Genomic DNA, 23,530 nt, shown 5'->3' with positions numbered 1-23,530 from the left:
CGCTCCTCCGGTGGAGGTGGCCGGGCGCCGTGACGAGACGGTGAGACCGGGGCCTTCACAACCCGCCTCATACCGCCCGTAGAAGGCCCACCGCGGTCGTAGAGGGCTCATCGCGGCCCCTAGAGCAGCCCCGCGACGCTCACCGTGAGGATGACCAGGACGAACGTGGCCACGCCCGCCAAACCGTGTAGCAGCACCGCGAGGAGGGGAAAGCGTCGCTCCGCGCCTCGCGCGTGGCGGCCGGCACCCAGCCAGCGGGTGAACATCACGAAGCCCAGCAGCGCCGCCGCCGCCAGGACCCCGAACGCCGTCCATGCCAGCGCGCGGTTGCCCGTGAGCAGGAAGGCCACCCAGCAGGCCAGCGCGGACACCCCCAGCACCGGATGGGAGAAGATCAGCGTCACCGGGAAGCGCGTGACCTTCGCCGCCTGTTGCCGCAGCCCACCACCCGACAGCCACAGGTAGAGCAGATAGATCCCCACGAGCGCGGTGAACAGCCATGTCACAGCGGTGACCAACCCCACTGGGCCCTCCCTCAAGTGCCCGATTCCCCTGCCGCCACGTTATGCGCGTCACGCTGCGTACGTCCCTAGATACGCCAAAGTGCTATCTCTGGCGGTGCGACGAGCCACTTTTAACCGCGTTCAGCCAGCCAGTTAGCCTTGTCCTACGTTGTTAGGGGAAGCCGGATGAAGATCGTGATATCCGGGGGAACCGGGCAGGTAGGCACCATCCTCAGTCGCGCGCTGACCGCAGCGGGCCATGACGTTGTGGTCCTGACCAGGCGCCCGGTGCGTGATCACGACGTCCGCTGGGATGCCGAAGCCCTGGGCCCATGGGCGAAGGAACTCGACGGCAGCGACATAGTGATCAACCTGGCCGGGCGCAGCGTCAACTGTCGCTACACGCCTGACAATCTGCGGGCGATGATGGATTCGCGGGTGGGAGCGGGCCCAGGAGCAAGCCCAAACCCCGCACACGCGCAAGGTCAGCATGCGCGCCGCCATGGTGATGAGCCCCGACCGCGGCGGCGTCTTCGATGTCATGCTGCGGCTCGCGCGCCTCGGCCTTGGCGCCGGTGGGGCTGCCGCCGACGACCTCGTGCGACGTCTGCGCGGCAGGCCTGGCTCATACCGGCTTCCGAGGAAACGCTGAGGAAACGCTCTCCTGCCTAGAACTGGAGCTCCGCATCGGGACTTCGATCTTCTAGGAGGAGCGCCTCATGGTTTCGCGTCAATCGGCAGTCGCCCGCGTCATCTTGGCGGCATGCACGGCGTTGGCTCTGAGCGTGTCCACGCCCGCCGTCGCAACGGCGGACAACGCCGTCGAGGTAGGGGACGTGCAGAAGGCGATGGCCGCCTTGGTGAAGACAGGCCACGTGGTGGGCGCCATTGGCGAGGTGTACGTGAACGGCAAGCGGGTCAGGACGGGATCGGCCGGATCCCGGCTGCTCGACGGCAGGGGCGGCGCCATCCCCTCCACCGCCCGCTACCGGATCGGCTCACAGACCAAGAACATGACCGCCACCGTGGCCCTGCAACTCGTACAGAGCGGCAAGCTGAAGCTGGAGGACACTCTCAGCGAGGTGCTCCCCGAGATGGCGGAGAAGGATCTGGTGGAACGGGCCGAAGAGATCACGGTACGCGACCTGATCCAGCTCACCTCGGGCATCCCCGACTTCCTCGGTCCCGACATCCGCGCGCTCGACCCCACGCTCACGTATCGCCCCGTCGACCTGGTGGCCGCCTCCCGCAAGCGGCAACGGCCGTCGCAGATCGGGACCTTCAACTACTCCAACACCAACTACATCCTGCTCGGCATGATCATCGAGAAGCTGACCGGGCGTTCGCTGGCGACCGAGCTCAACCGGAAGATCTTCACCCCGCTGGGCATGCGGGACACCTACCTGCCGGTCAAGGCCGGCGCGGGGATCAAAGGGCCGCATGGGCACGGCTACATGCCGGATGAGACGGGCAAGCTGCTCGATGTCGACATGCTCAACGCCACCACCATGCTGGGCGCCGGCGGCGTGATCTCCACCGCGCGAGACGTCAGCGCCTTCCAACGCGCCTTCGTTCAGGGCAAGCTGCTGCCGGACTCCCTGCGCAAGGTGATCACCGATCCGGTGCCCGGCCAGCAGCCGCCGCCGCAGGGTGGTCCGTGCGCGGACAACCCCGGCTTCCAGCCACGCGGCGGCAGCGCCCCCGGCTTCGTCGCCGCGACCTACACCTCCCCGGACGGGCGGCTGCAGTTCGCGGTCTCCGTGACGGTGGCCATGGATGATGGCGAGCGCGCCGCTGTGGCGAGACGCATCGACCAAGCCCTCACGTCGGTGTTCTGCCCCGCATCCGCCCCCAGCGGGAACCGCCGTCTATAGCCGGGGGTGGCACGCGAGGCCCAGATTGGCCATCTATCGTGCACAGCCTCACTATGCCCGCTGTCGAGGGTCCTTCGTCGGCTGGTTGTCGGAGGCGTGTGCCAAGGTAGAGGAGTGCGTCGCATCCATCCCGACATTCAGGACGATCCAGATATCCAGCAGGCCTACGCCTATCCGGCGGACCGGCCGTGGCTGCGCCTCAACATGGTCGCCAGCGCCGACGGGGCCGCCTGGCTGAAGGGCCTGTCAGGGGGGCTGTCCAGCCAGGGCGACCGGCGGATCTTCCGGATCCTGCGCGGGCTGGCCGACGTGGTCATGGCGGGCGCCGCGACCGTGCGTACCGAGGGGTACGGCGCGGTCAAACCACGCGACTCCTGGAAGGAGTTGCGGGGGGACCGGCCGCCGGCTCCGCCCCTCGCGGTGGTCACCCGCCGACTCGATCTCGATCTGGGCAGTCCACTGTTCACCGAAGCCGTGAGCCGGACGATCGTCATCACCTGCGAGGCCGCGCCCGCCGAGCTCCGCGCCGAGGCCGCCCGGGTGGCCGACGTCGTCGTGGCGGGCGGCGACCAGGTCGACATGTCGGTGGCCGTACGCGAGCTGCACGAGCGCGGCCTGACGCGGATCCTGTGCGAGGGCGGCCCCCGGCTCAACGGGCAGCTAGCGACGGCCGACCTGATCGACGAGCTCTGCCTGTCGATCAGCCCGCTGCTGGTCGGGGGCGGGGCGGCGCGCATTCTCAACGGCGAGGCGGCACAGGTCGAGCTACGGCTCAGCCAGGTGCTGGAGGAGGAGGGGGTCCTCTTCTGCAAGTACACGAGGGAGTCGACGACATGACCGAACCCACCCAGCCGCCCACCGAGACACCGGTCGACCCGCCGATCGAGGCGGCGGCCCACCCGCCGATCGAGCCACCAGCCCACCCGCCCGTCGAGGCGCCGGTCGCCGAAGCGTCGGAACCGGAGCCGGTGCCTAATCTGCCGGTTCGGCCGCCGGTGGCGCCGATGCTGGCCAAGCCGGTCAAGAAGATGCCCGAGCAGGACGGCACGCTGTTCTACGAGCCGAAGTGGGACGGGTTCCGGTGCATCGTGTTCCGCGACGGTGACGAGGTCTATCTGGGCAGCCGCAACGAGCGGCCGTTCACCCGCTACTTTCCCGAGCTGGTCGAGGCCGTCAGGGCGGAGCTGCCGGACAGGTGCGTGGTCGACGGCGAGATCGTGCTGCCGCAGGGGTCGCAGCTCGACTTCGACGCGTTGCAGCAGCGCATCCATCCGGCCAAGTCGCGGGTCGCGATGCTGTCGGAGCGGACTCCCGCGTCGTTCGTGGCGTTCGACCTGCTGGCGCTGGGCGACGAGTCGCTGATGGAGGCGCCGTTCAGTGAGCGGCGGGCGCGGCTGGAGCAGATCTTCCCGGAGAAGGGCAGGTCAATCCGGCTGACCCCGGTGACGACCAACACCGAGCAGGCGGGCGAGTGGTTCGAGATGTTCGAGGGGGCGGGGCTCGACGGCATCATCGTCAAGCCCGGCGACCAGCCGTACATCCCCGACAAGCGCACGATGTTCAAGGTCAAGCACGAGCGCACCGCCGACGTGGTGGTGGCCGGTTACCGCGAGCACAAGACCGGGCCGATCGTGGGCTCGATCCTGCTCGGCCTCTACGGCGACGACGGCAGGCTGCATCACGTGGGCGTGGCGGCGTCGTTCCCGATGGCGCGCCGGGCCGAGCTGGTCGAGGAGCTCAAGCCGTACATCGCCGAGCTGGGCGAGCATCCCTGGGGCCACTGGGCCGAGCAGGCGGCGGCCACCGTCGGGCAGCCGGCGGCCGGGCCCGCCACCGGCGGGCAGCGGGTTCCCGGCGCGGTGTCGCGCTGGAACGCCAAGAAGGACCTGTCGTTCATCCCGCTCCGGCCGGAGCTGGTGATCGAGGTGGCTTATGACCAGATGGAAGGCGACAGGTTCCGGCACACCGCGCAGTGGCGGCGGTGGCGGCCGGACCGCACGCCGGAATCGTGTACGTACGAGCAGTTGGAGAGGCCGGTCTCGTACAACCTTGACGATATCCTTGCCCGATAGCCCTTTATCCCGTTATATCTCGACATATGAGTACCGGTGATGAGCTGCGGGCGGCGGTGGGCGCCCGGCGGGACCTCGGTCCCGATTTCGAGGATGCGATAGTCGAGTCGTTCCTCGACAAAATGGGGCAGGAGGTCGACCGGCGGGTCGACGAGCGGCTCGCCGCCGCAGATCCCAAGGGCAAGAAGGTCAAGCAGCAACTGCAGCGACCCGCCGACGGCCAACGGCTGGCTCTGGCGATCGTCTCGATGGCTCTCGGCACGCTCCTGACGTTGGCCGTGATCATGGGCCAGAAGGAGATGTGGGTGATCGCGCCGATCTGGTTCGCGATCATCGTGGTCAACGGCATCTTCTCCGGTAACGGCAAGGGCTGACCCAACCACCCGGCCGATCCCGGGCGCAGGTCCCAGGGGGTGCAGGTTCCAGAGCGGGGTACAGGTCCCAGGGAGTGCAGGGTTTGGTGGGCGCTGGTGGTCAGGTGAGCCAGATGAGGCCGGCGAAGCGGCCGCCTGGCTGCTCTCGCCGGTGGGAGTAGAGCTCCTGCGACTCGATCGTGCACCGGGCGTCGTGTCGTACGTCGGCGACGCCCGCCGTACGCAGCTGAGCCTCGATGCCCGCCCGCAGGTCCAGCGCGGGCGTGTCCCACGAGGTGGTCGACCAGGTTTCCGGCACCCGAGACGCGACCCGTTCGCGCAGGTCGGCGGGCACTTCGTAGCAGCGGCCGCATGCGCCGGGCCCGATCAGCGCCACCATCCGCGCGGGTTCCGCACCCTTGGCCGTCATCGCCTCGACCAGGGCGGTCGCGATGCCCGCCTCGGTGCCCGGACGGCCGGAGTGGGCGGCGGCCACCATGCCCGCGACCGGGTCGGCGACGAGCACGGCCGGGCAGTCGGCGCCCAGGGAGGCGAGCGCCAGCCGCGGCTCGGTGGTGAAGACGCCGTCGAGCGGCGGCGCGTCGTCGCCGAACGGCTCGCTGACGTAGGCGACGTCGGCGCTGTGGACCTGCCGCATGAACACGACGGCCCGCACACCCAGCTCGGCCGCGACACCCGCCCGGTTGGCGCGCACCGCCTCGGGGTCGTCACCGACCAGCCCGCCGAGATTGCGCGACGTGTACGGCGCGGCGCTCACGCCCCCGTGGCGATCGGTGATGGCGACGTGCACTCCGGGGGCCAGCTCCATGCCCCGATCTTAGGCCCCACCCACCGGTAGCCCACCTCCGGCGTCCCGATCCGCCCAGCCGGTGACCGCCCGCTGGGACTCGCCCGCCGAGGCTGCACCTGCTGGTGGTCCCGTCAGTGTCCCTGCCAGTGGGGTTTCTGCTTGGCCAGGAAGGCAGGGACGGCCGCGTGGAAGTCGTCGCTGCCGAAGACCGTCGCCACGATGTCGTCCCCCTCGGGCAGGTTCGCCACGCGGAGCCGCCTGACCGCCTCCTTGGCGGCCCACATCGACAGCGGCGCGTGCCCCAGCAGCCGCTCCTCCACCTCGGCCTGTCGTACCGGAAGGTCATCGGGCGCGCACAGCTCGGCGGTGAAGCCGGCCGCGTGTGCCTCCTCGGCGGTGTACATGCGCGCCCGCAGCAGCATGTCGAGCGTGCGCGCCGGGCCGAGGTGGTGGAGCAGCAGCGAGTAGGTGTTCATCGACAGGCAGTTGCCCAGCGTCTTGGCGATCGGGGCGCCGAACCGTGCCCCGTGTACGGCCAGGCGCAGGTCGCAGGCGGCGGCCACGACCAGCCCACCGCCCACGCAGTAGCCCTGCACCACGGCCACGGTCGGCACCTTGACGCGCTCCAGCCGGTCGATGACGCGCTGTACCTTGCGCTCGTACGCGATCCCGTCCTCGCCGCTGGTGAAAGTGGCGAACTGGGAGATGTCGGTGCCCGCGACGAAGGCCCGGCCGCCCGCGCCCGAGAGCACCAGGAGCCTGATGTCCGGGTCGGAGTCGGCCTGTTCGCAGGCATCGTGCAGTCCCTCCCACATGCCCCAGGTCAGCGCGTTGTGCTGGTCGGGCCGGTTGAAGACGACCCGCAGCACGGGCCCGTCGGTCGAGACCAGGAGCTCGCTCATACCTTCTCCTTATCGGAAATTTTGCGGCGTACCAGCCTCGATAGCGTGGGTCCGGCCGCCAGCAGGACAGCGAGTGCCAGCACCACGAGCGCGATCGGCCGGGTGAAGATGATCGTCAGATCGCCGTCGCCCATCGCAGACGTCTGCACCAGCGCCTTCTCGAACAGCGACCCGATCACCAGCCCCAGCACGAGCGGCGCCATCGGCAGATCAAACTTCTTCATGAAATATCCGACCAGACCGAAGGCGAACACCACCCAGACGCTGAACATGTTGTTGTCGATCGAGTACGCCCCGACAAAACTGGTCACCAGGATCAGCGGATACAGGTACGCGTACGGAATGCGCAGCATCTGCGCGAACAGCGGCGCCAGCGGCAGGTTCAGGATCAGCAGCAGCACGTTCCCGATGAAGAACGACGCCAGCAGCCCCCACACCAGCTCCGGCTGCTCCTCGAACAGCAGCGGCCCCGGCTGGATCCCGTACATCGTGAACGCCCCGAGCAGCACCGCCGTGGTCGCGCCGCCGGGGATGCCGAGGGCGAGGGTGGGCACGAAGTTCGCGTTGGCGGCGGCGTTGTTGGCGCTCTCGGGCGAGGCCACACCCTCGATCGCGCCGTGCCCGAACTCCTCCTTGTGCCGCGAGACGCGCTTCTCCACGCCGTACGCCAGGAAGGAGGCCAGCGTGGAGCCCGCGCCCGGCAGGCAGCCGAGCAGGTAGCCGATCACGCTCCCGCGCAGGATGGCGCCCTTGGACCGCGACAGCTCCGCCCTGGTGATCATCAGATCCCTGAACCGCGCGCGGATGGGCTCGGCCGCGCCCTGCCTGATCTGGAAGAGCACCTCCCCCACGGCGAACAGCCCGATCATGACCTGGACGAACGGCAGGCCGGACAGCAGGTCCACGTCGCCGAAGGTGTAGCGGGGCAGTCCGGTCGCCGCGTCGACGCCCACGGTGGCCAGCAGCACGCCGAGCACCGCCATGGCCAGCCCACGCGTCCGCGCGCCTCCGGAGAAGCTGACGATGGTCGCCAGGCCGAGCACCATGACCGCCAGGTTCTCCGGCGGCCCGAAGTCCAGAGCGAGCTTCGCGAACGGCGGCGCCATCGCGACCAGCAGGATCAGCGAGATGATGGCCGCCACGAACGACCCGATGGCCGCGATCGACAGCGCCGCGCCCGCCCGGCCCTTCCTGGCCATCTGATAGCCGTCGATCGCCGTCACCACGCTGGCCGCCTCGCCGGGTGTGGAGATCAGTACGGAGGTGATCGTCCCGCCGTACTGCGCGCCGTAGTAGATGCCCGCGAGCATGATGAGCGCGGTCAGCGGTTCGAACGAGAGGGTCAGCGGCAGCAGTACGGCCACACCCGTCGTCGAGCCCAGTCCGGGCAGCAGCCCGATGATCGTGCCCGCGAGGACGCCGACGAAGCACCAGAGCAGGTTGGCCGGGGTCAGCGCCGCGCCGAACCCCATGAGCAGGTTGTCCAGCATTCAGCCCTCGCCTCCGATCCCGAGCAGGCCACCGGGCAGGGGCACGTTCAGGAACAGGACGAACACCGCGTAGATGACCAGCGTCGCGACGACGGCGACCACGAGGGCGGGCACCGGCCGCCGCCGCTCGACAAAGGCCGACACCGCGAACACCAGCAGCCCGAACGCCACCAGGAACCCCGTCACCGGCACCAGCAGCAGCGCCGCGAGCAGCATCGCGAACACGATCCACAACGTCCGCACCCGCCGCCGCTCCGCCTGCTCCACCGGCTGCTCGGGAGCGGTCCGGCGCAGCGTCCCGACCAGGGTGGCGGCCGAGAGCCCGGCGAGCAGCACCCCGCTCACCAGCGGCAGGAACCCGGGCCCGACCTGCCCGCCCTCCCTGGTGATCCCGAAGCCGAAGGAGGCCGCCGCCATCCCCAGCGCCAGGCAGGTCAGCAGCGCCCACACGGCCGCCTCCCCCTGGACCAGCCGTCTCATGACGACTTCTTCAGCACCGGGGCGAGCGCGGTGTCGAGCTGCTCCAGGTAGGTGCCGAACGCGGGCCCGTACAGCTCCGCCTGCTGCAGGTAGTTGTCCTTGAGCCACTTCTGGAACTCGGCGGTCTTGGCGACGCCCTTCGCCGCCTCCTGCCAGTACGCGGACTCCCGCTCGTCCAGCCCGCCGGGCGCGAGGAAGCCGCGAAACTGAACGTACGAGACATCTATCCCCTGCTCCTTGGCGGTGCCCAGGTCGGCGAACTCGGGGTAGGTGTAGCGCTTGTCGGTGGTCACGCACAGGCCCCGGAGGTCGCCGGACTTGAGCTGGCCGATCACCTCGCCCGGGTTCAGCAGCGCGACCTGGATCTGCCCGCCGAGCACGGCCGGTACGAGCTCACCGCCCGACTCGAACGGCACCCGCTGAAACTTCACCCCGGACTTCTGCTCGATCATCGTGAAGATCACGTTGTCCACGCCGTACGCGCCGGACATGCCCACGCTGACCCGCCCGCTCTTGGCCGCGGCGACCACGTCCGCGCAGGTCTTGTAGGGCGCGTCCTTCTTGACCACGAGGATGCCGCCGTCCTCGGCCAGCTTGGCGATAGGGGTGAAGTCCTTGCGGCTGAAGGTCACCTGGCCGCTGAGCGGGAGCGAGAGGATGGCGTTCTCGGTGGCGAGCAGGTAGTTGCCGTTGCCCTTCTTGCCGAGCAACGCCGAGTAGCCGACCGCGCCGGAGCCGCCCTCGCGGTTCTCCACGGTGACCTTCAAGCCCGGCTCGGCCTTCTCCAGCGCGCCCGCGATGGCCCGGCCCGCCAGGTCGCTGCCGCCTCCGGCGCTGAAGGGCACGATCATCCGTACGTCGCCGCGCGGCTTCCACGCCCCTCCGGCGTCGGCGGCGCCGCTGCCGTTGCACGCCGCGGTCGCCAGCAGTACGGCCAGCAGCGCCGCGACCCTTTTGGGAAGAACGCCCCTCATGACCGGAGCTCCGCGAGCTTGGCGGTGAACTTGGCGACGTCGATGACGAAGCGCTCGTGAGTGCCGGCGCCGATCGTGCCGTTGCCGTCCTCGGCGGTCACGGCGAACGTGACGCGCCGCCGGTCCACTTCGGTGACCGTGGCCGTCGCGGTCACCGAGTCGCCCTTGAGCGTGGGCGCCACGTGCGCGATGTCCACTTTGCTGCCGACACTGCCCTGGCCGTCGCTCAGGTACGGGGCCAGCGCCTCGATCGCGGCGTCCTCCAGCAGGTGGACCAGGTTCGGCGTGGAGAAGATGTCGTAGTCACCGCGGCGGGTGCAGTGCCGTTCCTCGACGACCCAGGTGAGGACGGCGCTCGCGCCAGGGGCCGGCTGGTCACTCATGAACTCTCCAAGGGGGTGGGGGATTGAGCCGCGACGCCTTCGGCGAGCAGCCGGTCGATCTCCTGCTCAGGCAGGCCGCACTCGCGCAGCACCGCGACGGTGTCCGCGCCGAGCAGCGGCCCGGCGGCCCCGCGCTTCGTGGGGGTGGCCGAGAAGCGCATGGCCGAGCCGAGCTGGCGTACGGGGCCCATACCGGGATGTTCCGCGTCCCAGAAGAACCGCCGCCGGTCCAGGTGTTCGTCGTTGAACACCTGGGAGTAGTCGGAAATGGGGGCACACGGCACGCCGTGCGCGTCGAGGGCGGCCACGACCTCGGCCGTGGTCCGCTGGCTGGTGACGGCCTCGATGGCGGGAATCAGCTCGTGCCGTAACCCGTGCCGGTCGTGGGCGTCGCCGTACCTGTCGTCGTCGAGCAGGGCGGTCAGTCCAAGCGCGGCGCAGAAGCCGTGCCAGGTCTTGGGAGTGACGGCGCCGACCGTGCACCAGCCGTCGGAGGTACGCACTGCCTGGTAAGGGGCGGTGCTCTGGTGCGCGGAGCCGAGGGGGCCGCTGACCTCGCCGGTGGCGAAGTACTTGCCCGCCTCCCAGATCGCGAACGACACGGCCGACTCCAGCAGCGACACGTCCACGTGCTGGCCTTCGCCGGTCAGCTCGCGGGCGTGCAGCGCGGAGACCGCGCCGAGCGCCCCGTACAGGCCGCAGACCAGGTCGGCGATGGGCACGCCGACCTTGACGGGGTCTCCGCCGGGCGGCCCGGTCACGCTCATCAGCCCGCCACGGGCCTGGGCCATGATGTCCAGCCCCGGCAGGCCGGCCAGCGGCCCGTCCTGTCCCCACCCGGAGGCGGAGACGTAGACGAGCTTGGGGTTGACCTTCTTGAGGTCGTCATACCCGAGGCCGAGCCTGCGCATGGCGCCGGGCCGGAGGTTCTCCACGAGGACGTCGGCCTTCTCCACCAGGCGACGCAGCGCCGCCACGCCGCCCGGCGACTTCAGGTCGAGCGCGACGGAGCGCTTGTTCCTGTTGATCCGGGCGAACGGCGAGCTGTGCCCGGCCACGAACGGGCCGATCGCCCGTACCTGGTCGCCCCCGGCTGGGTTCTCGACCTTGACGACGTCGGCGCCCAGGTCGGCGAGCTGCATGGCGGCGAACGGGGCGGCCATGAAGGCGCCCACCTCGACGACACGGATGCCTGACAGCGGAGCAGTCATAGTGTTACAAAAACCTCACTTCGGCCGGGGATGGACTATTGTCTACAGAAGACAACTCCGCTAGACAAGGGTTCGGCCGGAACTTCTTCGGCACTATGGCGTCAGACACTGATCGCCTATGACAAGAGAGACCACGATGCGCATCGAGGCACCCCCCAGCATGGTCCAGCTCGCCACCGAGGCGTTGATGCGCATGCTCCTCGGCGGCACGCTCCGCCCCGGCGACCGGGTGGTGGAGAACCAGCTCACCCAGGAACTCGGCGTCAGCCGGCCGCCGCTGCGCGAGGCCATGCGGGTGCTGGAACAGCAAGGGCTGATCACCCAGCTGCCGCGACGCGGCGCCTTCGTCACCCAGCTCACGCTGCACGACATCTACGAGATCGTCACACTCCGCCGCGAACTCGAGCGAATGGCCGTGGACCTGGGCGTTCCGGTCCGCTCCGCCGCTCGCCTCGAACGCTGCCACGCCGCGCTGCACAAGCACGGCGAGGCGGCGCAGGCGGGCGACTGGCTGGGCGTACTGGAGCGGGCGGTCGACTTCCACAGCTCGGTGATCGGGCTGTCCGGGCATCGGCGGCTGGAGGAGGCGTACCGGTCGATCCAGTTCCAGATGCTGCTGTGCATGGGCATGAACCGGCAGGCGCGGGCGTCGGACGAGTCACTGGTCGAGGACTGGCACCGGCACCGTCGTCTGCTGGGCGTGATCGAGGCCGGGGATCCGGAGGAGGTGCACCGGGAGCTGGCCGCGCATGGGGACATGGCGTTCCTGGACGGCATCGAGGACCGGGTCGGCGGGCACTCACCCGAGTCGCTGGCCTGGCTGCACCGCCTCAGAGAGGACCTTCAGAATGAGTGATCGTCTAGCGGAGCTCAGGGCCGCGATCGGGTGGACGGGGCCGTCGCGGGAGGACGTGGTGGAGCACCGCCATCTGGCGGCGTACCAGCACGCCATCGGGCTCGACACCGGGCCCGATGATGAGGTGCCTGCGACGTTCACCGCCTGTTTCCTCGACGAGCCGCCCTCGCTGCCCGCCGCCGCCTCCTACGGCGACGGATGGCTCAACGGCGGGGACCGGTTCGAGTACCACGCACCGCTCCGGCCGGGCGACGTGATCAGGTCCCGGCCGCGCTTCACCGGCATCGTCGAGAAGTACGGCTCGGCGGGGCCGATGGCGCTGCTCACGTTCGAGACCGAGTTCATCCGGCCGGACGGCGAGCTGGTGGTCAGACACGTCGGCACCCGCATCCGGAAATAAGGGCCTTTCATGACCGATCTCCCATCCCTGACGGAGACCACCACGCTGCGCAGGCTCGTGGAGTACGCCGGAGCCTCGGGGGACTTCTACGACATGCACTACGATCTCGACTTCGCCCACGCGCTCGGCCACCCGGACCTGGCGGTCCACGGCCTGCTCAAGGCCGCCTACCTGGGCCGGCTGGTCACGGGATGGCTGGCCGGGCGCGGCCGCCTGACCGTACTGGAGGTCAGTTACCGGGGCATGGACTTCCGCGACCGCCCGCACACGTGCCGCGGCCGGGTGGTCTCGACCGACGGAGAGCGGGCGGAGCTCGAACTGTGGGGCGAAGACGACCAGGGCCGCCGCACCACTCTCGGTCGCGCCGAGATCATCTATGAGGGGAACTAACCGATGACCACTCTTGCCGACCTGCACGCCCTGATGGCTCGCCTGGGACATCCGGTGGTGACCGCCCCCGCCCCCTCCGTCGCCCGGTTCGCGGACGGCGCTCCATACCGGTTCGAGATTCCCAGTGTGGAGGGGCCGGAGGTCCTGGAGGCCGTCGTCGCGGAGGGGGACCTCCTGAACGTACCGGTGCACCGGACCTCGCAGGGCAGCGGCGTGATGATGCTGACGGACGCGGAGATCACCCGCATGGCGCGCATCGGCGCCGAGCGCGGCATCGAGATCAACCTGTTCCTCGGCCCGCGCGCCGCCTGGGACACCGGCGGCCAGGCCAAGGTGACCCAGGCGGTCGGCGCCGCGGCCAGGGGCAACGCGATGGTCGCCGCCTGCGTGGCCGATGCGCTGCGGGCGTGCGAGCTGGGCATCCGCAGCCTGCTCGTCGGCGATCTCGGCACGCTGGAGGTGCTCACGACGATGAAGGCCGACGGCGCGCTCCCGTCCTCCCTGGTGCTGAAGACCTCCGTACTCCTGCCGCTCACCAACGGCCCCACCGCCACGATCCTGGAACGGCTCGGCGCGAGCACGCTCAACGTCGGCACCGACCTGACCGTCCCGCACCTGGCCGAGATCCGTGCCGCCACCGGCCTGCCGATCGACCTGTATCTGGAGGTGCCCGATGACCAGGGCGGGTTCGTCCGCTTCTACGAGGCGGTGGAGATCGTCCGGGCGACGGCCCCGGTCTACCTGAAAATGGGCCTGCGGAACGCGCCGAACATCTACCCGTCCGGCGCCCACCTGGGCGCCGTGCCCCGCGAGCTGGGCCGGGAGCGGGTACGCCGAGCGGCCCTGGTCCAGCGTTTGCTGGACCAACTCGACCCCGACCTCGCCAAGCGCCCCACCTCAGCCCAGCGCCCCTCGGACCTCGGCATCCCGCAGCCGTAGCGAGCTGAACCTAGGAGCGGCGCGGGCCACCCTCATCGCCCTTCACCTGCGGAAACGTTCTACTTTGCCCCACAGGCATGGGTGCGGCCCGTTCCGATCCTGGGTAGCTACTCTCTGAACATGAAGGAATGCACAAAGTAGCTAGCGAGGGATCCATGGGACTTCCACAGGGACGGTTCTCCATCTACCGGGGCACGGAGCTGCACCCCCAGAGTCGGCTGGACTTCGCGTACGGCACACAGCCCGCCCCCGACCACCCTTCGCGCCTGGTGGACACCAAGTGGTTGTGCTGGGGCGCCGTCGAGTCCACCCAGGCACGCTTCCGCGCGGTAGACGGCCAGGAAGAGGACGACGGCTGGAGCTGCCGAATGAAGATCGACGACGGCCCCTACGCCGACTACTGGCTGGACTCCAGCGACGGCTACGTCTGCGCCGTAGGCTCCTCCAGCCAGCGGTGGAGGTTCCTGGGCGACGGCGACCAGTGCGAATGGTGGCAAGACGCACGGCCGGTAGTGATCAGCGACCACAAGCCCGCCTCCAACGTGGGCAGTGGCCGGCAACTGCGCGCCCAGCTCGGCGCCACCCCGCAGATGTACACCATCAGCCGGATCGACGGCTGAGCACCGGTCGACAAACCCCCGCCCATCGTGATCACAGCGGTTTCTGCGATCACGATGGGCACCCGGCCCACCGCGGTGCCCGCTAGCCCGCGCGAGGCAAGCAAGCATATGCTTGGCCACGTGGCTGACTATCGCAACTTGATCGGCGGCAAGCTCGTCCCGGCCGCCGACGGCAAGACCATGGACTCCGTCAATCCGGCCACCGGCGAGGTGTGGACCAGGATCCCGGCGAGCGGCCCCAAGGACGCCGAGGCGGCCGTGGCGGCGGCCCAGGAGGCGTTCCCCCGCTGGTCGGCCATGCCGGCGCTGGGCAGGGCGCACTTCCTGCGCAAGGTCTCCGAGCTCTTCGTCCAGCACGCCGAGGAGCTGGCCAGGCTGGAGACGCGCGACAACGGCAGGATCCTGCGCGACACCCTGAAGAAGGACCTGCCGGGCATGGCGCACCTGTGGCAGCTCGCCGCGGGCCAGTGCCTGGACGCGGTCAAGGGCGACACCGTCATCCTGGGGCCCGACGCCCTGGGCCTGACGCGGCGCGAGCCGTACGGCGTGGCCGTCTGCATCATCCCGTGGAACTCCCCCATCTCGACGTTCTCCGCGAAGGCCGCCTTCGCCCTCGCGGCCGGCAACACGGTCATCGTCAAGCCCGCCGAGCAGGCGAGCGTGTCGGTGTTGCGGCTGGGCGAGCTGCTGGCGGAGGTGTTCCCGCCCGGGGTGCTGAACATCGTCAGCGGCCTGGGCGAGGAGGTGGGCGACGCCCTGGTACGGCACCGGGGCGTCGGCAAGATCAGCCTCACCGGTTCGACGGCCACCGGCCAGGCCATCACCCGGGCCTCCGCCGACTCGCTCAAGCCGATGACCTTCGAGTTGGGCGGCAAGTCGCCAAATATCGTCTTCCCTGATGCTGATCTGGAGGCGGCCGCCCAGGGCATCACCGTGAACTCCATCTTCACCGGCAACGCCGGGCAGGTCTGCGTGGCCGGTTCGCGGATCCTGGTCCACCGGTCCGTCTGGGACGAGGTGCTGGAGCGTACCCGGCAGATCGCGGAGAGCCTCATCCTGGACGACCCGCTCGACCTGGCGACCACGATGGGCCCGATCGTGTCGGCCGGCCAGTACGAGCGCGTCGTCTCCTACCTGGAGGTGGCCGAGAAGGAGGGCGCGGAGCTGGTGTTCGGCGGCCGGGCGGGCGCCGAGGTGGTGCCGCATCTGCCCGGTGGCTACTGGGTGGCGCCCACCCTCTACACGACCGGCGACAACGCGCTGCGCATCTGCCAGGAGGAGATCTTCGGACCCGTGGCGGTGGCGATCCCGTTCGAGACGGACGAGGAGGCGCTGACGATCGCCAACGACTCGCCGTACGGGCTGGCGGCCGGTCTGTGGACGCGTGACCTGCGCCGCGCCCACCGGTTCGTCCGCGATCTGCGGAGCGGGACGGTGTGGGTGAACACCTTCCGGCAGATGCCGCCGGGGCTGCCGTTCGGCGGCGTGAAGGACAGCGGCTACGGGCACGACTCGGTCCTCGAATACACCCGGGAAAAGGCGGCCATCATCCAGATTTAGTTAGATAGATTCCCATCATGAGCGAGGGGATCAACGAAAAGCCGGAGCTTTCCGAGGCTGCCGCACAGTCTCGGGCCTCGGTGCTGCGCAGCCGGGCCGAGTCGTACATCGCGCTGTCGAGACACGACGCCGCCATCGCCGATCTTACGGAGTCGATCGCGCTCGTGCCGGACAATGCCCGAGCCTGGCGGCTGCGGGGTGAGAGCCACCGGATCATCGAGCGCTACGAGGCCGCGCTGTCCGACTTCGACGAGGCGCTGCGGCTGGAGCCGGACAGCGGGTACGCCCTGGGCTCGCGCGGCCAGGCGTACGCCTCGCTCGGCCGCTTCGAGGAGGCCATGGCCGACTTCGAGCACGCGCTCACCCTCTCGCCCGAATCGCTGTGGATCCTGGAGGCGAAGGCGGACACCCTCGCCGATCTCGGCCGCCTTGACGAGGCGCTGGAGGAGCACGCGAAGATCATCGCCCTGAACGAGGAACTGGCGTACTCGTGGCTGGCCAGAGGCGAGCTCTACCAGCGCATGCACCTGTACACCGAGGCCATCGACGACTACACGCGGGCGCTGGAGGTGGAGCCCGAGTACGTACGGGCGTTCAGCAGGCGCGGCGAGGCCCTGCGCATGGTCGACCGCTACGACGAGGCCCTGGCCGACCTGAACCGGGCCATCGACCTTGACCCGGACAACGACCGGGCGCTGGGCAGCCGCGGGGCGGTGCTCAGCGAGATGGGCGACAACGAGGGCGCGGTGAAGGACCTGGACCGGGCGATCGAGCTGGACGGGGACTACATCTGGGCGTACCGGGTGCGGGGGGAGGTCCTGCAGGAGATGGAGCGGCACGAGGAGGCGGTGGCCGACTTCACCCGGGCACTGGACCTGGAGTTCGGTGACTCCTGAAAACCCCTTACTACCTGGACAGGTGCAGGGCGAGTTGGGTGCGGTCGCGTAGTCCCAGTTTGCGCAGCATGCTCGACACGTGGTTCTTCACCGTCCCCTCGGTGATGAACAGCCGGGCGGCGATCTCCCGGTTGGTCGCACCCACGGCGATCATCCTGGCCACCTCGAGTTCCCGGCTCGACAGGAGTTCCTGGCCGCGAAAGCGGCTCGGTTCGCGCGGCTGCCCGCGCAGCTCGGCCACGAGCCGGGCGGCCACGGGCCCGTCGAGCACGGTCTCGCCCTCGTACGCCTTGCGGATGCCGTCGATCAGCTCCTCGGGCGAGCAGTCCTTCAGCAGGTAGCCGCAGGCTCCGGCGCGCAGGGTGCCGAAGATGTACGCGTCCTCCTCGAAGGTGCTGAGCACCAGCGCGGCGACGCTCGGGTGTTCGGCGGCGAGCCGGGCGGTCAGCTCGACCCCGTCCATCCGCGGCATCCTGGCGTCGACGAGCACCACATCGGGGGCGCAACCCGGCACGGCGGCCAGTGCCTCCCTGCCGTCGGCGGCCTCGCCCACCACCTCGATCCCGTCCTCGATCTCCAGCAGTTTGCGCAGTCCGCGGCGCATGAGCTCCTGGTCGTCCACGAGCAGTACGCGGATCATGGCCGGGCCACCGGCACCTCGGCCCGCAGCTCGAACCCGCCGTCGCGGGCGTTGGCCGCCAGGAAGCTACCGCCGACCGACCGCACCCGCTCGGCCAGCGAGGACAGGCCGAACCCGGCCGCGCGCGCCGCGCCCTTGCCGTCATCGTCGATCGTCAGCACCACCCGATCCTCGCCGAAGTTCAGGTGGGCACGCACCCGGCGGGCTTCGGCGTGCCGCAGCGCGTTGGTGAGCCCTTCCTGGAGTACGCGGTAGAGGACCAGCTCGGAGTCGGGGTCGATGCGGCGTTCGTGCCCGTCGACCGTGAAGCCGACCTCGATGCCGGTGCCCTCGAAGGACCGGGCCAGCTGGCCGAGCGCGGCGCTGCCGAGCCGGCCGTCCAGCGCGAGGGGGCGCAGCGCGCGCACCCAGCGCCGCGCCTCGGCCAGCGCCCGCACGGTCATCTCCTTGGCCTGGCGTACCTCCTCCCAGATCAGTTCCGGACGCCGTTCCCGGTAGCGTTCGGCGTTCTCCAGGTTGATCTTGATCACGGTGAGCTGGTGCCCGATCGAGTCGTGCATGTCCCTGGCCATCCGGGCGCGTTCCTCGGCCACCGCCAGCTCCCTGATCCGCTCGATCAGCCGCTGCGCCGCCGCGCGCTGCCGCCCGGCCTCGAGCAGGGCGGAGGTCATGGCCAGCGAGAAGACGGCGAGCAGCGTCATCGGCATGACCTGGTCGAGCGCTTCACGCCAGGTGGCGCCGAGCAGCACCAGGATGAACCCGCCCACGGAGAGCAGGTAGATCGCCGTGATCACGATGGCGCGGCGCATGTCGTACACGAAGGCGAGGTTCACCATCGCGACGAACACCAGCGCGGTGTGCCACCCGCTCAGGAACTGACCGACGAACAAGATCGCCACCAGGAGCCCCGGGGCGGCCAGCTTGCGCACGGGGCTCGCGTCGGGGCTCCATGGCATGATCAGCCAGAGCACCGCCACCAGCGCCATCAGGGCGGCGAAGACCCCGAGGCGCGGCCATGCGACTGGGGATCCGATGGCGGGTCCGACTGAGGATCCGACGCCGCCGACCAGGACCGTCGCGAAGACCGACCAGAACACCACCGACAGCAGGGCAGGCCGACCGGGGTCGCGAAACATCACATCTGGGGACCCTACGCGGCTACCCGCCCCCGGACATCCCCCCAGCGACACGGTACTTCGGTCACGCCCGGATCTACCCCATGCTCGATGTGCGCGCTGACGAGTGCGCTTTAGCGTGCCGCCATGCGAATCCTCGGTGCTGTTCTTGTCACGATCGCGATGCTGTTCGCGGCCACGTTCGGAGTCATCGCGATCAGCAACGTCCTGTTCGACGGCTCCCGAGCCCTGGCGCCGTTGATCACGGTGCTGGTGCTCCTCCTCCTGTACGTCTATCGGCGCTTCGTGAGCCACCGCCCGTGGTCCGGCCTCGGGATGACCTTGACCTGGCGGGCCCTGCCTCAGGCGCTGCTCGGCATGGCGGTGGGCCTGGCCGCCCTGCTCGCGGCCAACGCGGTCTCCGTCTGGGCGGGCGCGGCGACGTGGCAACCGCCGGCGATCGAGTCGCCCCTCATGCTCCCTGTCGCCATCGTCCTGATCATGCTGAGAGCCTCGTTCCCGGAGGAACTGCTGTTCCGCGGCCATCTGTACGACACGCTGTCCGACCGGCTCAGCCCCCGCGCCGTTCTGGCGATCACCACGCTGTCATTCGGCGCGATCCACATCCTGTCGAGCAGCCCCGCCTCGGGGATCGCGGAGAAGATCCTCTATGTCGTACAGGCCACCGCGCTCGGGCTGCTGTGCGGGGCGGCCCGGGCGCGAACGGGAGCGGTGTGGATGGCTGTGGGCGTACATACCTCGATCTACCTGAGCAGCGGCGCGTTCCCCACCCAAGAGATCAACTATGGGGTGCAACTCGCCCTTCAGACCGCCGCTCTCGTCCTGACCGCCGTCTTGGTGCTCAGATTCCCGAGCGGCCGCGACCGGGTGTCCGGTCCTGCGCGGGCGGGATCGGACGCCCTTTCCTAGAGGCGCCCGATTGCACGGGGACGGTCCGGCTCCTGCGGCACCTTCACCAATCCACCTCCCTCAAGAGGTTCGCCGCACTCCGCGCAGACGATCCGCGTCTGCACCTCGGCACCGCACGTGTGCAGGAACCGCGGTGCGGGCGGCGGGTTCCGCAGGTGCCGGATGCCCCATTCCCGGAGCCCGATCAGCACCGGCTCCAGCGCCTGCCCCGCTGCCGTCAGGTGGTACTCGGAGCGGGGAGGGCGGTCCTGATACGGGCGGCGCTCCAGGATCTCCGCGGCCTCCAGTGACCTCAGTCGCTTGGTGAGAACGTCCCGGGGCACTCCGGTGTTGGCGCGGATGTCGGCGTAGCGCCGGACGCCCATGAACACCTCACGCAATACCAGGAGCGACCAGCGCTCCCCTACCAGGTCGAGGGTCCCGGCGATAGGGCAGGCACGTGGCTGGACATCGGTCACACCGCGAGCCTAGTCGGTTTGTTTTGCGAACTCACTACGCCTAACATCGGCGGCACCGCATCGCAGGTCCGGAGGGCATTCGATGAACCCCAGACACGCCGGAACCGGCCCACTCCTCGTCACGATCTTCGTCTTTCCTGGAGCCCGGCTGCTGGACGTGACCGGTCCGATCGAGGTGTTCACTTCGGCGAACGAATTCGGCGGCCACTACCGGCTGAACCTCGTGTCGGCCGACGGCAACGAGGTGACGACCTCGGCAGGCACCCGGCTCAGCGTCGACATGGCCGTCAAGGACGCGCACGAGACCAGCGACGTCCTGGTGATACCCGGAGGTCCGGGCTGGGACCAGCTGATCAAGGACGACGCGCTGCTGGACATGGTGCGCAGGCTCGACGCGAACTCTCGTCGCACTGTTTCCGTCTGCACCGGCGCCTTCCTGCTGGCCGCCGCCGGCCTCCTGGACGGCCGTCGCGCCGCCACCCACTGGCGCCACTCACGGGATCTCGCCCTGCGTTTCCCCGCCGTCCAGGTCGAGTCCGACGCGATCTTCGTCCAGGACGGGAAGGTGATGACCTCGGCCGGGGTGAGCGCGGGCATCGACCTCTCACTGGCTCTCGTGGAACAGCACTGTGGAGCCGAAGTGGCCCGCGCGGTGGCCAAGGACATGGTGGTCTTCATGCAACGGCCCGGCGGGCAGTCCCAGTTCAGCGTGCGCGCCCGTGCTCCGCACACTCGCCAGGAGATGCTCCGCCGGGTGCTCGACGCCGTCGTGGAAGATCCCGGCGCCACCCACACGCTGTCCACCATGGCGCGCAGAGCCGGCATCAGCTCCCGCCACGTGACCCGGCTCTTCTACGACGAGATGGGCACGACACCGGCCCGGTACGTGGAGCAGATCCGGCTGGAAGCGGCGCAGGCGATGCTGGAGACCGGCGACGATCCCATGGCGGTGATCGCCCGCCGCACCGGGTTCGGCTCCGCGGAGTCACTACGCAGAGCGTTCGTACGCAATCTCAAGGTGACTCCAGGCGTGTTCCGGGCGCGTTTCCACACCACCGGAGTGGCGGACCCGCTCCGTTGAATGTCCTGATGTGAGGGCGTTGTGGCACACGCTGCTATCCGCCCGGGACGAGCGGCCGCCATACCGTGATGCCAACGGGCCGACGGACTTGGCCGCGGCCCGCGATGTGCTGGTCTGGGACCCTCCGGTCCGGCCGGTTCACGACGGTGATTCCCCAGACGGAGAAAGAGGCGTTCTACGCCGTGACACCCCACCCCGGCAATGCCCGAGCCATCCCTGCCGAGGGCGACGTGGACCCGGGGCTCTCCCCGCCGCCCATAGGTCGTGCGCTGCTCGCCCCCAGCTGGTTCGCGGCCGTCATGGGCACCGGTATCGTCGCCAACGCGGCGGTCACCCTGCCCCGAAGCTTTCCTGGGCTGCTGGTCGCCGCCACGGTGGTCTGGTCGGGGGCCGGCCTGCTGCTCGTCGTGCTGACGGTCGGCTACGTCTGGCAGCGGGCGCTGCGCCTGCACGCCGCGGATCCGGTGCACGCTCAATTCTTCGGCGCGCCGGCCGTGGCGCTGCTCACGGTAGGTGCCGGGGCACTGCGACTCGGTCAGCCGGTGATCGGGGCGCGGGCCGCGCTGGAGGTGGACTGGGCGCTGTGGTCGCTCGGCACCGCACTCGGTCTCGCCACTGCCTGTACGGTGCCGTACCTGATGGTCACCCGGCACCGCTTCGCACCGGACGCGGCGTTCGGTGGCTGGCTGATGCCGGTGGTACCACCGTTGGTCTCGGCCACGACGGGCGCGCTGCTCGTCCCGCACACGCCTGCCGGGCAGGCGCGGCTGGCCCTGCTGCTGGGCTGCTACGCGATGTTCGGGCTCGGCCTGGTGGCGGTACTGCTGGTGCTGGCCATGGTCTACAGCCGTCTGGTGCACCATGACGCGCCCACTGGTGCGATGGTCCCCACGGTGTGGATCGGCCTGGGGGCGCTGGGCCAGATCGTGACAGGGCTGGGGGCGCTGGCCGCCGCAACGCCGAGCGCGCTGCCCGCGTCGTACGCGCACGGCGCGGAGGTCGTCGCGCTGCTGTGCGGAGTCGGGGTGTGGGGCTTCGCCATGCTGTGGCTCGCGCTCGCCGCGGCGCTGACCGTACGGGAGTTCCGAGCGGGGCTGCCCTTCGCCGTCACCTGGTGGTCTTTCATCTTCCCGCTCGGTGCCTGCGTCACCGGCACCGGTGCCCTCGCTGCCCGTACCGGCTCGCAGATCTTCGTCTGGGTCGCCATCGTCCTCTACGCGCTACTCGTCGCCGCGTGGGTCGTGGTGGCCTGCCGCTCACTGCGCCACGCCGCCGCGCACGCGGGCAGGCCGGAGAGGCGGGCGTGATCACGGGTGACCGTGATCGGGTCACCAGCGGCACGAGCTGTTCCTCCGACAGGTGCTCGGTGCCGGCCGGGCGTTCGGGCAGCACCAGCCAGCGCACTTCGCTGGTGGAGTCGCGGACGGTGATCCGTACGTCCTCGGCGAGTTCGAGCCCCATCTCCGACAGCACCGTACGCGGCTCTTTGACCATGCGCGCCCGGTAGGCCGGATCCTTGTACCAGCTCGGCGGCAGGCCGAGCACCGGCCACGGGTAACACGAGCACAACGTGCAGACCACCACGTTGTGGGTGGTCGCGGTGTTCTCCACGACGACGATGTGCTCGCCCTGCGGCCCGCCGAAGCCCAGCTCCTTGATGGCCGCGGTGCCATCGGCGAGCAGCCGTCGCCGGTACCGCGGGTCGGTCCACGCCTTGGCGACCACCTTGGCGCCATTGAGCGGGCCCACGCTGGTCTCGTAGTTGGCGATGATCCCGTCCATCGCCTTCGGGTCGATCAGGCCCCGCTCGGTGAGCAGTTGCTCGAGCGCTTCGGTACGCAGCGCCGCGGGGAGACGTCCGCCGGTGGTCATGAGAGTGCCTCCAGGTAGCTCTCGTACAGCTCCGCGGTGAGCGTGAAGGGTTCGGCGTCGGCGCCCCACAACTCCCGTGAGTCGAAGCGCACCGAATAGACGTGCTGGGGGTTCTCGCCCAGGAAGTGCGCGTTGGTGTCCGGCAGCAGCGCGGCGGGCTGGATGAACTCGACAACGCCGGTATGTCCGCGTACGTACGCCGGCAACCTGGTGTGCCCGGGCGGTGACATGTCCTTGGCGCGTACCCGCTCGCCGACGGCGAAGGCCGGCGGGACGTCCACCGAACGGAGCGAGCCCGCAGCGGTCGGCGTGTAGTCGGGCTTCGCGGGTTCGGGGATCGGTGGTTCCTCAACGTGTTCGCCGCGCAGGTTGCGAGCGCGGGCGTCGATCGCGGCCGGCGCGAGGATGGCGCTGTCGGTGAGCATCAGCTCCGAGGCGTTGAGCCAGCGGCCGAAGTAGCCGTCGTCGAGGTAGGCGGCTCGGCCCAGGCGCTCTTGCGCATGCCGGAAGGCGTCCACGTTTCGCCCGGACACCCGGATGGACAGCAGCGTCAGCGCGAACGCCCTCCCCTGCCAGGGCTCCTTGAAGACCGGCTCATCGCCTCTCGGCGGATGGGTGGGTCCCCAGCCCTCGGTGCCCCCCATATCGGCGATCCCATCCACGCAATCACCCCCATATACCTACATAGCGGGACATATACCCAGGCGGTCAGCGGGTGAT

Annotated in this window: 27 protein-coding genes and 1 pseudogene; 15 read left to right on the top strand and 13 right to left on the bottom strand. The window is 69.7% G+C overall.

Going from position 1 to position 23,530, the window contains the following annotated elements; translation table 11 throughout:
* Window positions 1-119: 119 nt before the first annotated feature.
* Window positions 120-524 carry a hypothetical protein gene (locus ACGFJ2_RS01110; protein WP_357941068.1) on the bottom strand — a complete coding sequence of 135 codons (405 nt, stop codon included), beginning with the start codon at window positions 522-524 and terminating at the stop codon, window positions 120-122.
* A gap of 165 nt (window positions 525-689) precedes the next feature.
* Here ACGFJ2_RS01110 and ACGFJ2_RS01105 point away from each other — a divergent pair, with 165 nt between their 5' ends.
* The 5 genes from ACGFJ2_RS01105 (at window position 690) to ACGFJ2_RS01085 (ending at window position 4,823) form a co-directional block, all read left to right on the top strand.
* Window positions 690-1,175 carry an NAD-dependent epimerase/dehydratase family protein gene (locus ACGFJ2_RS01105; protein WP_393463454.1) on the top strand — a complete coding sequence of 162 codons (486 nt, stop codon included), beginning with the start codon at window positions 690-692 and terminating at the stop codon, window positions 1,173-1,175.
* Window positions 1,176-1,222: 47 nt separating this feature from the next.
* The gene (locus tag ACGFJ2_RS01100; RefSeq protein WP_393463452.1) at window positions 1,223-2,377 is read left to right on the top strand and encodes a serine hydrolase domain-containing protein; all 1,155 of its coding nucleotides are present in this window, start codon (window positions 1,223-1,225) and stop codon (window positions 2,375-2,377) included.
* A 114-nt stretch (window positions 2,378-2,491) separates the two neighbouring features.
* A complete protein-coding gene (locus ACGFJ2_RS01095; protein ID WP_357941064.1) occupies window positions 2,492-3,214 on the top strand; it encodes a pyrimidine reductase family protein in 723 nt (240 codons plus the stop codon).
* Between the two features lie 167 nt (window positions 3,215-3,381).
* A complete protein-coding gene (locus tag ACGFJ2_RS01090; protein ID WP_393465262.1) occupies window positions 3,382-4,449 on the top strand; it encodes an ATP-dependent DNA ligase in 1,068 nt (355 codons plus the stop codon).
* A 26-nt stretch (window positions 4,450-4,475) separates the two neighbouring features.
* Entirely contained in the window at window positions 4,476-4,823 is a 348-nt protein-coding gene (locus ACGFJ2_RS01085) for a hypothetical protein (RefSeq protein WP_393463450.1), read from the top strand.
* A 100-nt stretch (window positions 4,824-4,923) separates the two neighbouring features.
* On the opposite strand, the gene pgeF is transcribed toward ACGFJ2_RS01085, so the two are convergent.
* The 7 genes from pgeF to ACGFJ2_RS01050 all read right to left on the bottom strand — a co-directional run bounded on the left by pgeF (window position 4,924) and on the right by ACGFJ2_RS01050 (window position 11,053).
* Window positions 4,924-5,631 carry a peptidoglycan editing factor PgeF gene (gene pgeF / locus ACGFJ2_RS01080; protein WP_357941058.1) on the bottom strand — a complete coding sequence of 236 codons (708 nt, stop codon included), beginning with the start codon at window positions 5,629-5,631 and terminating at the stop codon, window positions 4,924-4,926.
* Window positions 5,632-5,744: 113 nt separating this feature from the next.
* The gene (locus tag ACGFJ2_RS01075; RefSeq protein WP_393463447.1) at window positions 5,745-6,515 is read right to left on the bottom strand and encodes an enoyl-CoA hydratase/isomerase family protein; all 771 of its coding nucleotides are present in this window, start codon (window positions 6,513-6,515) and stop codon (window positions 5,745-5,747) included.
* On the bottom strand, window positions 6,512-8,005 hold the full coding sequence (locus tag ACGFJ2_RS01070) for a tripartite tricarboxylate transporter permease (protein WP_393463445.1): 1,494 nt from the start codon (window positions 8,003-8,005) through the stop codon (window positions 6,512-6,514). Before ACGFJ2_RS01070 ends, ACGFJ2_RS01075 begins: the two co-directional genes overlap by 4 nt.
* Window positions 8,006-8,485, bottom strand: coding sequence for a tripartite tricarboxylate transporter TctB family protein (locus tag ACGFJ2_RS01065; protein ID WP_393463443.1), 480 nt, complete (start codon window positions 8,483-8,485; stop codon window positions 8,006-8,008).
* Window positions 8,482-9,459, bottom strand: coding sequence for a tripartite tricarboxylate transporter substrate binding protein (locus ACGFJ2_RS01060; RefSeq protein ID WP_393463441.1), 978 nt, complete (start codon window positions 9,457-9,459; stop codon window positions 8,482-8,484). Before ACGFJ2_RS01060 ends, ACGFJ2_RS01065 begins: the two co-directional genes overlap by 4 nt.
* Window positions 9,456-9,842: a thioesterase family protein gene (locus tag ACGFJ2_RS01055; RefSeq protein WP_393463439.1), complete on the bottom strand. Its 387-nt coding sequence runs from the start codon at window positions 9,840-9,842 to the stop codon at window positions 9,456-9,458. The genes ACGFJ2_RS01060 and ACGFJ2_RS01055 overlap by 4 nt, the downstream gene beginning before the upstream one ends.
* Window positions 9,839-11,053: a CaiB/BaiF CoA transferase family protein gene (locus ACGFJ2_RS01050; RefSeq protein WP_393463437.1), complete on the bottom strand. Its 1,215-nt coding sequence runs from the start codon at window positions 11,051-11,053 to the stop codon at window positions 9,839-9,841. The genes ACGFJ2_RS01055 and ACGFJ2_RS01050 overlap by 4 nt, the downstream gene beginning before the upstream one ends.
* A gap of 118 nt (window positions 11,054-11,171) precedes the next feature.
* Between ACGFJ2_RS01050 and ACGFJ2_RS01045 the strand changes: the two genes are divergently transcribed.
* From ACGFJ2_RS01045 to ACGFJ2_RS01015, 7 genes are all read left to right on the top strand, one after another.
* On the top strand, window positions 11,172-11,909 hold the full coding sequence (locus ACGFJ2_RS01045; RefSeq protein ID WP_393463435.1) for a GntR family transcriptional regulator: 738 nt from the start codon (window positions 11,172-11,174) through the stop codon (window positions 11,907-11,909).
* On the top strand, window positions 11,902-12,309 hold the full coding sequence (locus ACGFJ2_RS01040; RefSeq protein WP_393463433.1) for a MaoC family dehydratase N-terminal domain-containing protein: 408 nt from the start codon (window positions 11,902-11,904) through the stop codon (window positions 12,307-12,309). Before ACGFJ2_RS01045 ends, ACGFJ2_RS01040 begins: the two co-directional genes overlap by 8 nt.
* Window positions 12,310-12,318: 9 nt before the next feature.
* Window positions 12,319-12,699, top strand: a complete 381-nt coding sequence (locus tag ACGFJ2_RS01035) for a MaoC/PaaZ C-terminal domain-containing protein (RefSeq protein WP_393463431.1) — start codon at window positions 12,319-12,321, stop codon at window positions 12,697-12,699.
* Window positions 12,700-12,702: 3 nt separating this feature from the next.
* Window positions 12,703-13,638, top strand: coding sequence for a hypothetical protein (locus tag ACGFJ2_RS01030; protein ID WP_393463429.1), 936 nt, complete (start codon window positions 12,703-12,705; stop codon window positions 13,636-13,638).
* Between the two features lie 155 nt (window positions 13,639-13,793).
* Window positions 13,794-14,258, top strand: coding sequence for a hypothetical protein (locus ACGFJ2_RS01025; RefSeq protein ID WP_393463427.1), 465 nt, complete (start codon window positions 13,794-13,796; stop codon window positions 14,256-14,258).
* 120 nt (window positions 14,259-14,378) lie between these two features.
* Window positions 14,379-15,818, top strand: coding sequence for an aldehyde dehydrogenase family protein (locus tag ACGFJ2_RS01020; protein ID WP_357941050.1), 1,440 nt, complete (start codon window positions 14,379-14,381; stop codon window positions 15,816-15,818).
* A 17-nt stretch (window positions 15,819-15,835) separates the two neighbouring features.
* A complete protein-coding gene (locus tag ACGFJ2_RS01015; protein ID WP_357941048.1) occupies window positions 15,836-16,714 on the top strand; it encodes a tetratricopeptide repeat protein in 879 nt (292 codons plus the stop codon).
* A 10-nt stretch (window positions 16,715-16,724) separates the two neighbouring features.
* Here ACGFJ2_RS01015 and ACGFJ2_RS01010 read toward each other — a convergent pair whose 3' ends face one another.
* Together ACGFJ2_RS01010 and ACGFJ2_RS01005 are read right to left on the bottom strand one after the other, a co-directional pair.
* Window positions 16,725-17,354, bottom strand: coding sequence for a response regulator transcription factor (locus ACGFJ2_RS01010; RefSeq protein WP_357941046.1), 630 nt, complete (start codon window positions 17,352-17,354; stop codon window positions 16,725-16,727).
* Window positions 17,351-18,490: a sensor histidine kinase gene (locus tag ACGFJ2_RS01005; protein WP_357941491.1), complete on the bottom strand. Its 1,140-nt coding sequence runs from the start codon at window positions 18,488-18,490 to the stop codon at window positions 17,351-17,353. Before ACGFJ2_RS01005 ends, ACGFJ2_RS01010 begins: the two co-directional genes overlap by 4 nt.
* 126 nt (window positions 18,491-18,616) lie before the next feature.
* Here ACGFJ2_RS01005 and ACGFJ2_RS01000 point away from each other — a divergent pair, with 126 nt between their 5' ends.
* Window positions 18,617-19,399, top strand: coding sequence for a CPBP family intramembrane glutamic endopeptidase (locus tag ACGFJ2_RS01000; RefSeq protein ID WP_393463424.1), 783 nt, complete (start codon window positions 18,617-18,619; stop codon window positions 19,397-19,399).
* Here the strand turns inward: ACGFJ2_RS01000 and ACGFJ2_RS00995 are convergent.
* Window positions 19,396-19,857, bottom strand: coding sequence for a winged helix-turn-helix transcriptional regulator (locus ACGFJ2_RS00995; RefSeq protein WP_393463422.1), 462 nt, complete (start codon window positions 19,855-19,857; stop codon window positions 19,396-19,398). The genes ACGFJ2_RS01000 and ACGFJ2_RS00995 overlap by 4 nt on opposite strands.
* An 82-nt stretch (window positions 19,858-19,939) precedes the next feature.
* Between ACGFJ2_RS00995 and ACGFJ2_RS00990 the strand changes: the two genes are divergently transcribed.
* Entirely contained in the window at window positions 19,940-20,938 is a 999-nt protein-coding gene (locus ACGFJ2_RS00990) for a GlxA family transcriptional regulator (RefSeq protein WP_357941040.1), read from the top strand.
* A 68-nt stretch (window positions 20,939-21,006) separates the two neighbouring features.
* Window positions 21,007-22,137, top strand: a pseudogene (locus tag ACGFJ2_RS00985) (TDT family transporter); the annotation flags it as partial.
* Here the strand turns inward: ACGFJ2_RS00985 and nthA are convergent.
* Window positions 22,085-22,810 (bottom strand): nitrile hydratase subunit alpha, encoded by a 726-nt coding sequence (gene nthA / locus ACGFJ2_RS00980; RefSeq protein WP_393463419.1) that lies wholly within the window; start codon window positions 22,808-22,810, stop codon window positions 22,085-22,087. The pseudogene ACGFJ2_RS00985 and the gene nthA overlap by 53 nt on opposite strands.
* Window positions 22,807-23,472, bottom strand: a complete 666-nt coding sequence (nthB, locus tag ACGFJ2_RS00975) for a nitrile hydratase subunit beta (RefSeq protein WP_393463417.1) — start codon at window positions 23,470-23,472, stop codon at window positions 22,807-22,809. Before nthB ends, nthA begins: the two co-directional genes overlap by 4 nt.
* Window positions 23,473-23,530 lie beyond the last annotated feature (58 nt).

The organism is Nonomuraea sp. NPDC049028 (genome assembly GCF_043197735.1).
Lineage (GTDB): Bacteria > Actinomycetota > Actinomycetes > Streptosporangiales > Streptosporangiaceae > Nonomuraea.
The sequence above is the reverse complement of the archived record's forward strand: the minus strand, read 5'-3'. Positions and strand labels throughout refer to the sequence as shown.

Bases quoted from the DNA above. Each gene is read 5' to 3' on its own strand.
- ACGFJ2_RS01035 (WP_393463431.1), top strand. From the start codon at position 12,319: ATGACCGATCTCCCATCCCTGACGGAGACCACCACGCTGCGCAGGCTC.
- ACGFJ2_RS01085 (WP_393463450.1), top strand. From the start codon at position 4,476: ATGAGTACCGGTGATGAGCTGCGGGCGGCGGTGGGCGCCCGGCGGGAC.
- ACGFJ2_RS01025 (WP_393463427.1), top strand. From the start codon at position 13,794: ATGGGACTTCCACAGGGACGGTTCTCCATCTACCGGGGCACGGAGCTG.
- ACGFJ2_RS01010 (WP_357941046.1), bottom strand. From the start codon at position 17,354: ATGATCCGCGTACTGCTCGTGGACGACCAGGAGCTCATGCGCCGCGGA.
- ACGFJ2_RS01075 (WP_393463447.1), bottom strand. From the start codon at position 6,515: ATGAGCGAGCTCCTGGTCTCGACCGACGGGCCCGTGCTGCGGGTCGTC.
- ACGFJ2_RS01050 (WP_393463437.1), bottom strand. From the start codon at position 11,053: ATGACTGCTCCGCTGTCAGGCATCCGTGTCGTCGAGGTGGGCGCCTTC.
- ACGFJ2_RS01055 (WP_393463439.1), bottom strand. From the start codon at position 9,842: ATGAGTGACCAGCCGGCCCCTGGCGCGAGCGCCGTCCTCACCTGGGTC.
- nthA (WP_393463419.1), bottom strand. From the start codon at position 22,810: ATGACCACCGGCGGACGTCTCCCCGCGGCGCTGCGTACCGAAGCGCTC.
- ACGFJ2_RS01065 (WP_393463443.1), bottom strand. From the start codon at position 8,485: ATGAGACGGCTGGTCCAGGGGGAGGCGGCCGTGTGGGCGCTGCTGACC.
- ACGFJ2_RS01015 (WP_357941048.1), top strand. From the start codon at position 15,836: ATGAGCGAGGGGATCAACGAAAAGCCGGAGCTTTCCGAGGCTGCCGCA.
- ACGFJ2_RS01060 (WP_393463441.1), bottom strand. From the start codon at position 9,459: ATGAGGGGCGTTCTTCCCAAAAGGGTCGCGGCGCTGCTGGCCGTACTG.
- ACGFJ2_RS01090 (WP_393465262.1), top strand. From the start codon at position 3,382: ATGCTGGCCAAGCCGGTCAAGAAGATGCCCGAGCAGGACGGCACGCTG.
- ACGFJ2_RS01030 (WP_393463429.1), top strand. From the start codon at position 12,703: ATGACCACTCTTGCCGACCTGCACGCCCTGATGGCTCGCCTGGGACAT.
- ACGFJ2_RS01100 (WP_393463452.1), top strand. From the start codon at position 1,223: ATGGTTTCGCGTCAATCGGCAGTCGCCCGCGTCATCTTGGCGGCATGC.
- ACGFJ2_RS01045 (WP_393463435.1), top strand. From the start codon at position 11,172: ATGACAAGAGAGACCACGATGCGCATCGAGGCACCCCCCAGCATGGTC.
- ACGFJ2_RS00990 (WP_357941040.1), top strand. From the start codon at position 19,940: ATGAACCCCAGACACGCCGGAACCGGCCCACTCCTCGTCACGATCTTC.
- ACGFJ2_RS01070 (WP_393463445.1), bottom strand. From the start codon at position 8,005: ATGCTGGACAACCTGCTCATGGGGTTCGGCGCGGCGCTGACCCCGGCC.
- ACGFJ2_RS01040 (WP_393463433.1), top strand. From the start codon at position 11,902: ATGAGTGATCGTCTAGCGGAGCTCAGGGCCGCGATCGGGTGGACGGGG.
- ACGFJ2_RS01000 (WP_393463424.1), top strand. From the start codon at position 18,617: ATGCGAATCCTCGGTGCTGTTCTTGTCACGATCGCGATGCTGTTCGCG.
- ACGFJ2_RS01105 (WP_393463454.1), top strand. From the start codon at position 690: ATGAAGATCGTGATATCCGGGGGAACCGGGCAGGTAGGCACCATCCTC.
- pgeF (WP_357941058.1), bottom strand. From the start codon at position 5,631: ATGGAGCTGGCCCCCGGAGTGCACGTCGCCATCACCGATCGCCACGGG.
- ACGFJ2_RS01005 (WP_357941491.1), bottom strand. From the start codon at position 18,490: ATGTTTCGCGACCCCGGTCGGCCTGCCCTGCTGTCGGTGGTGTTCTGG.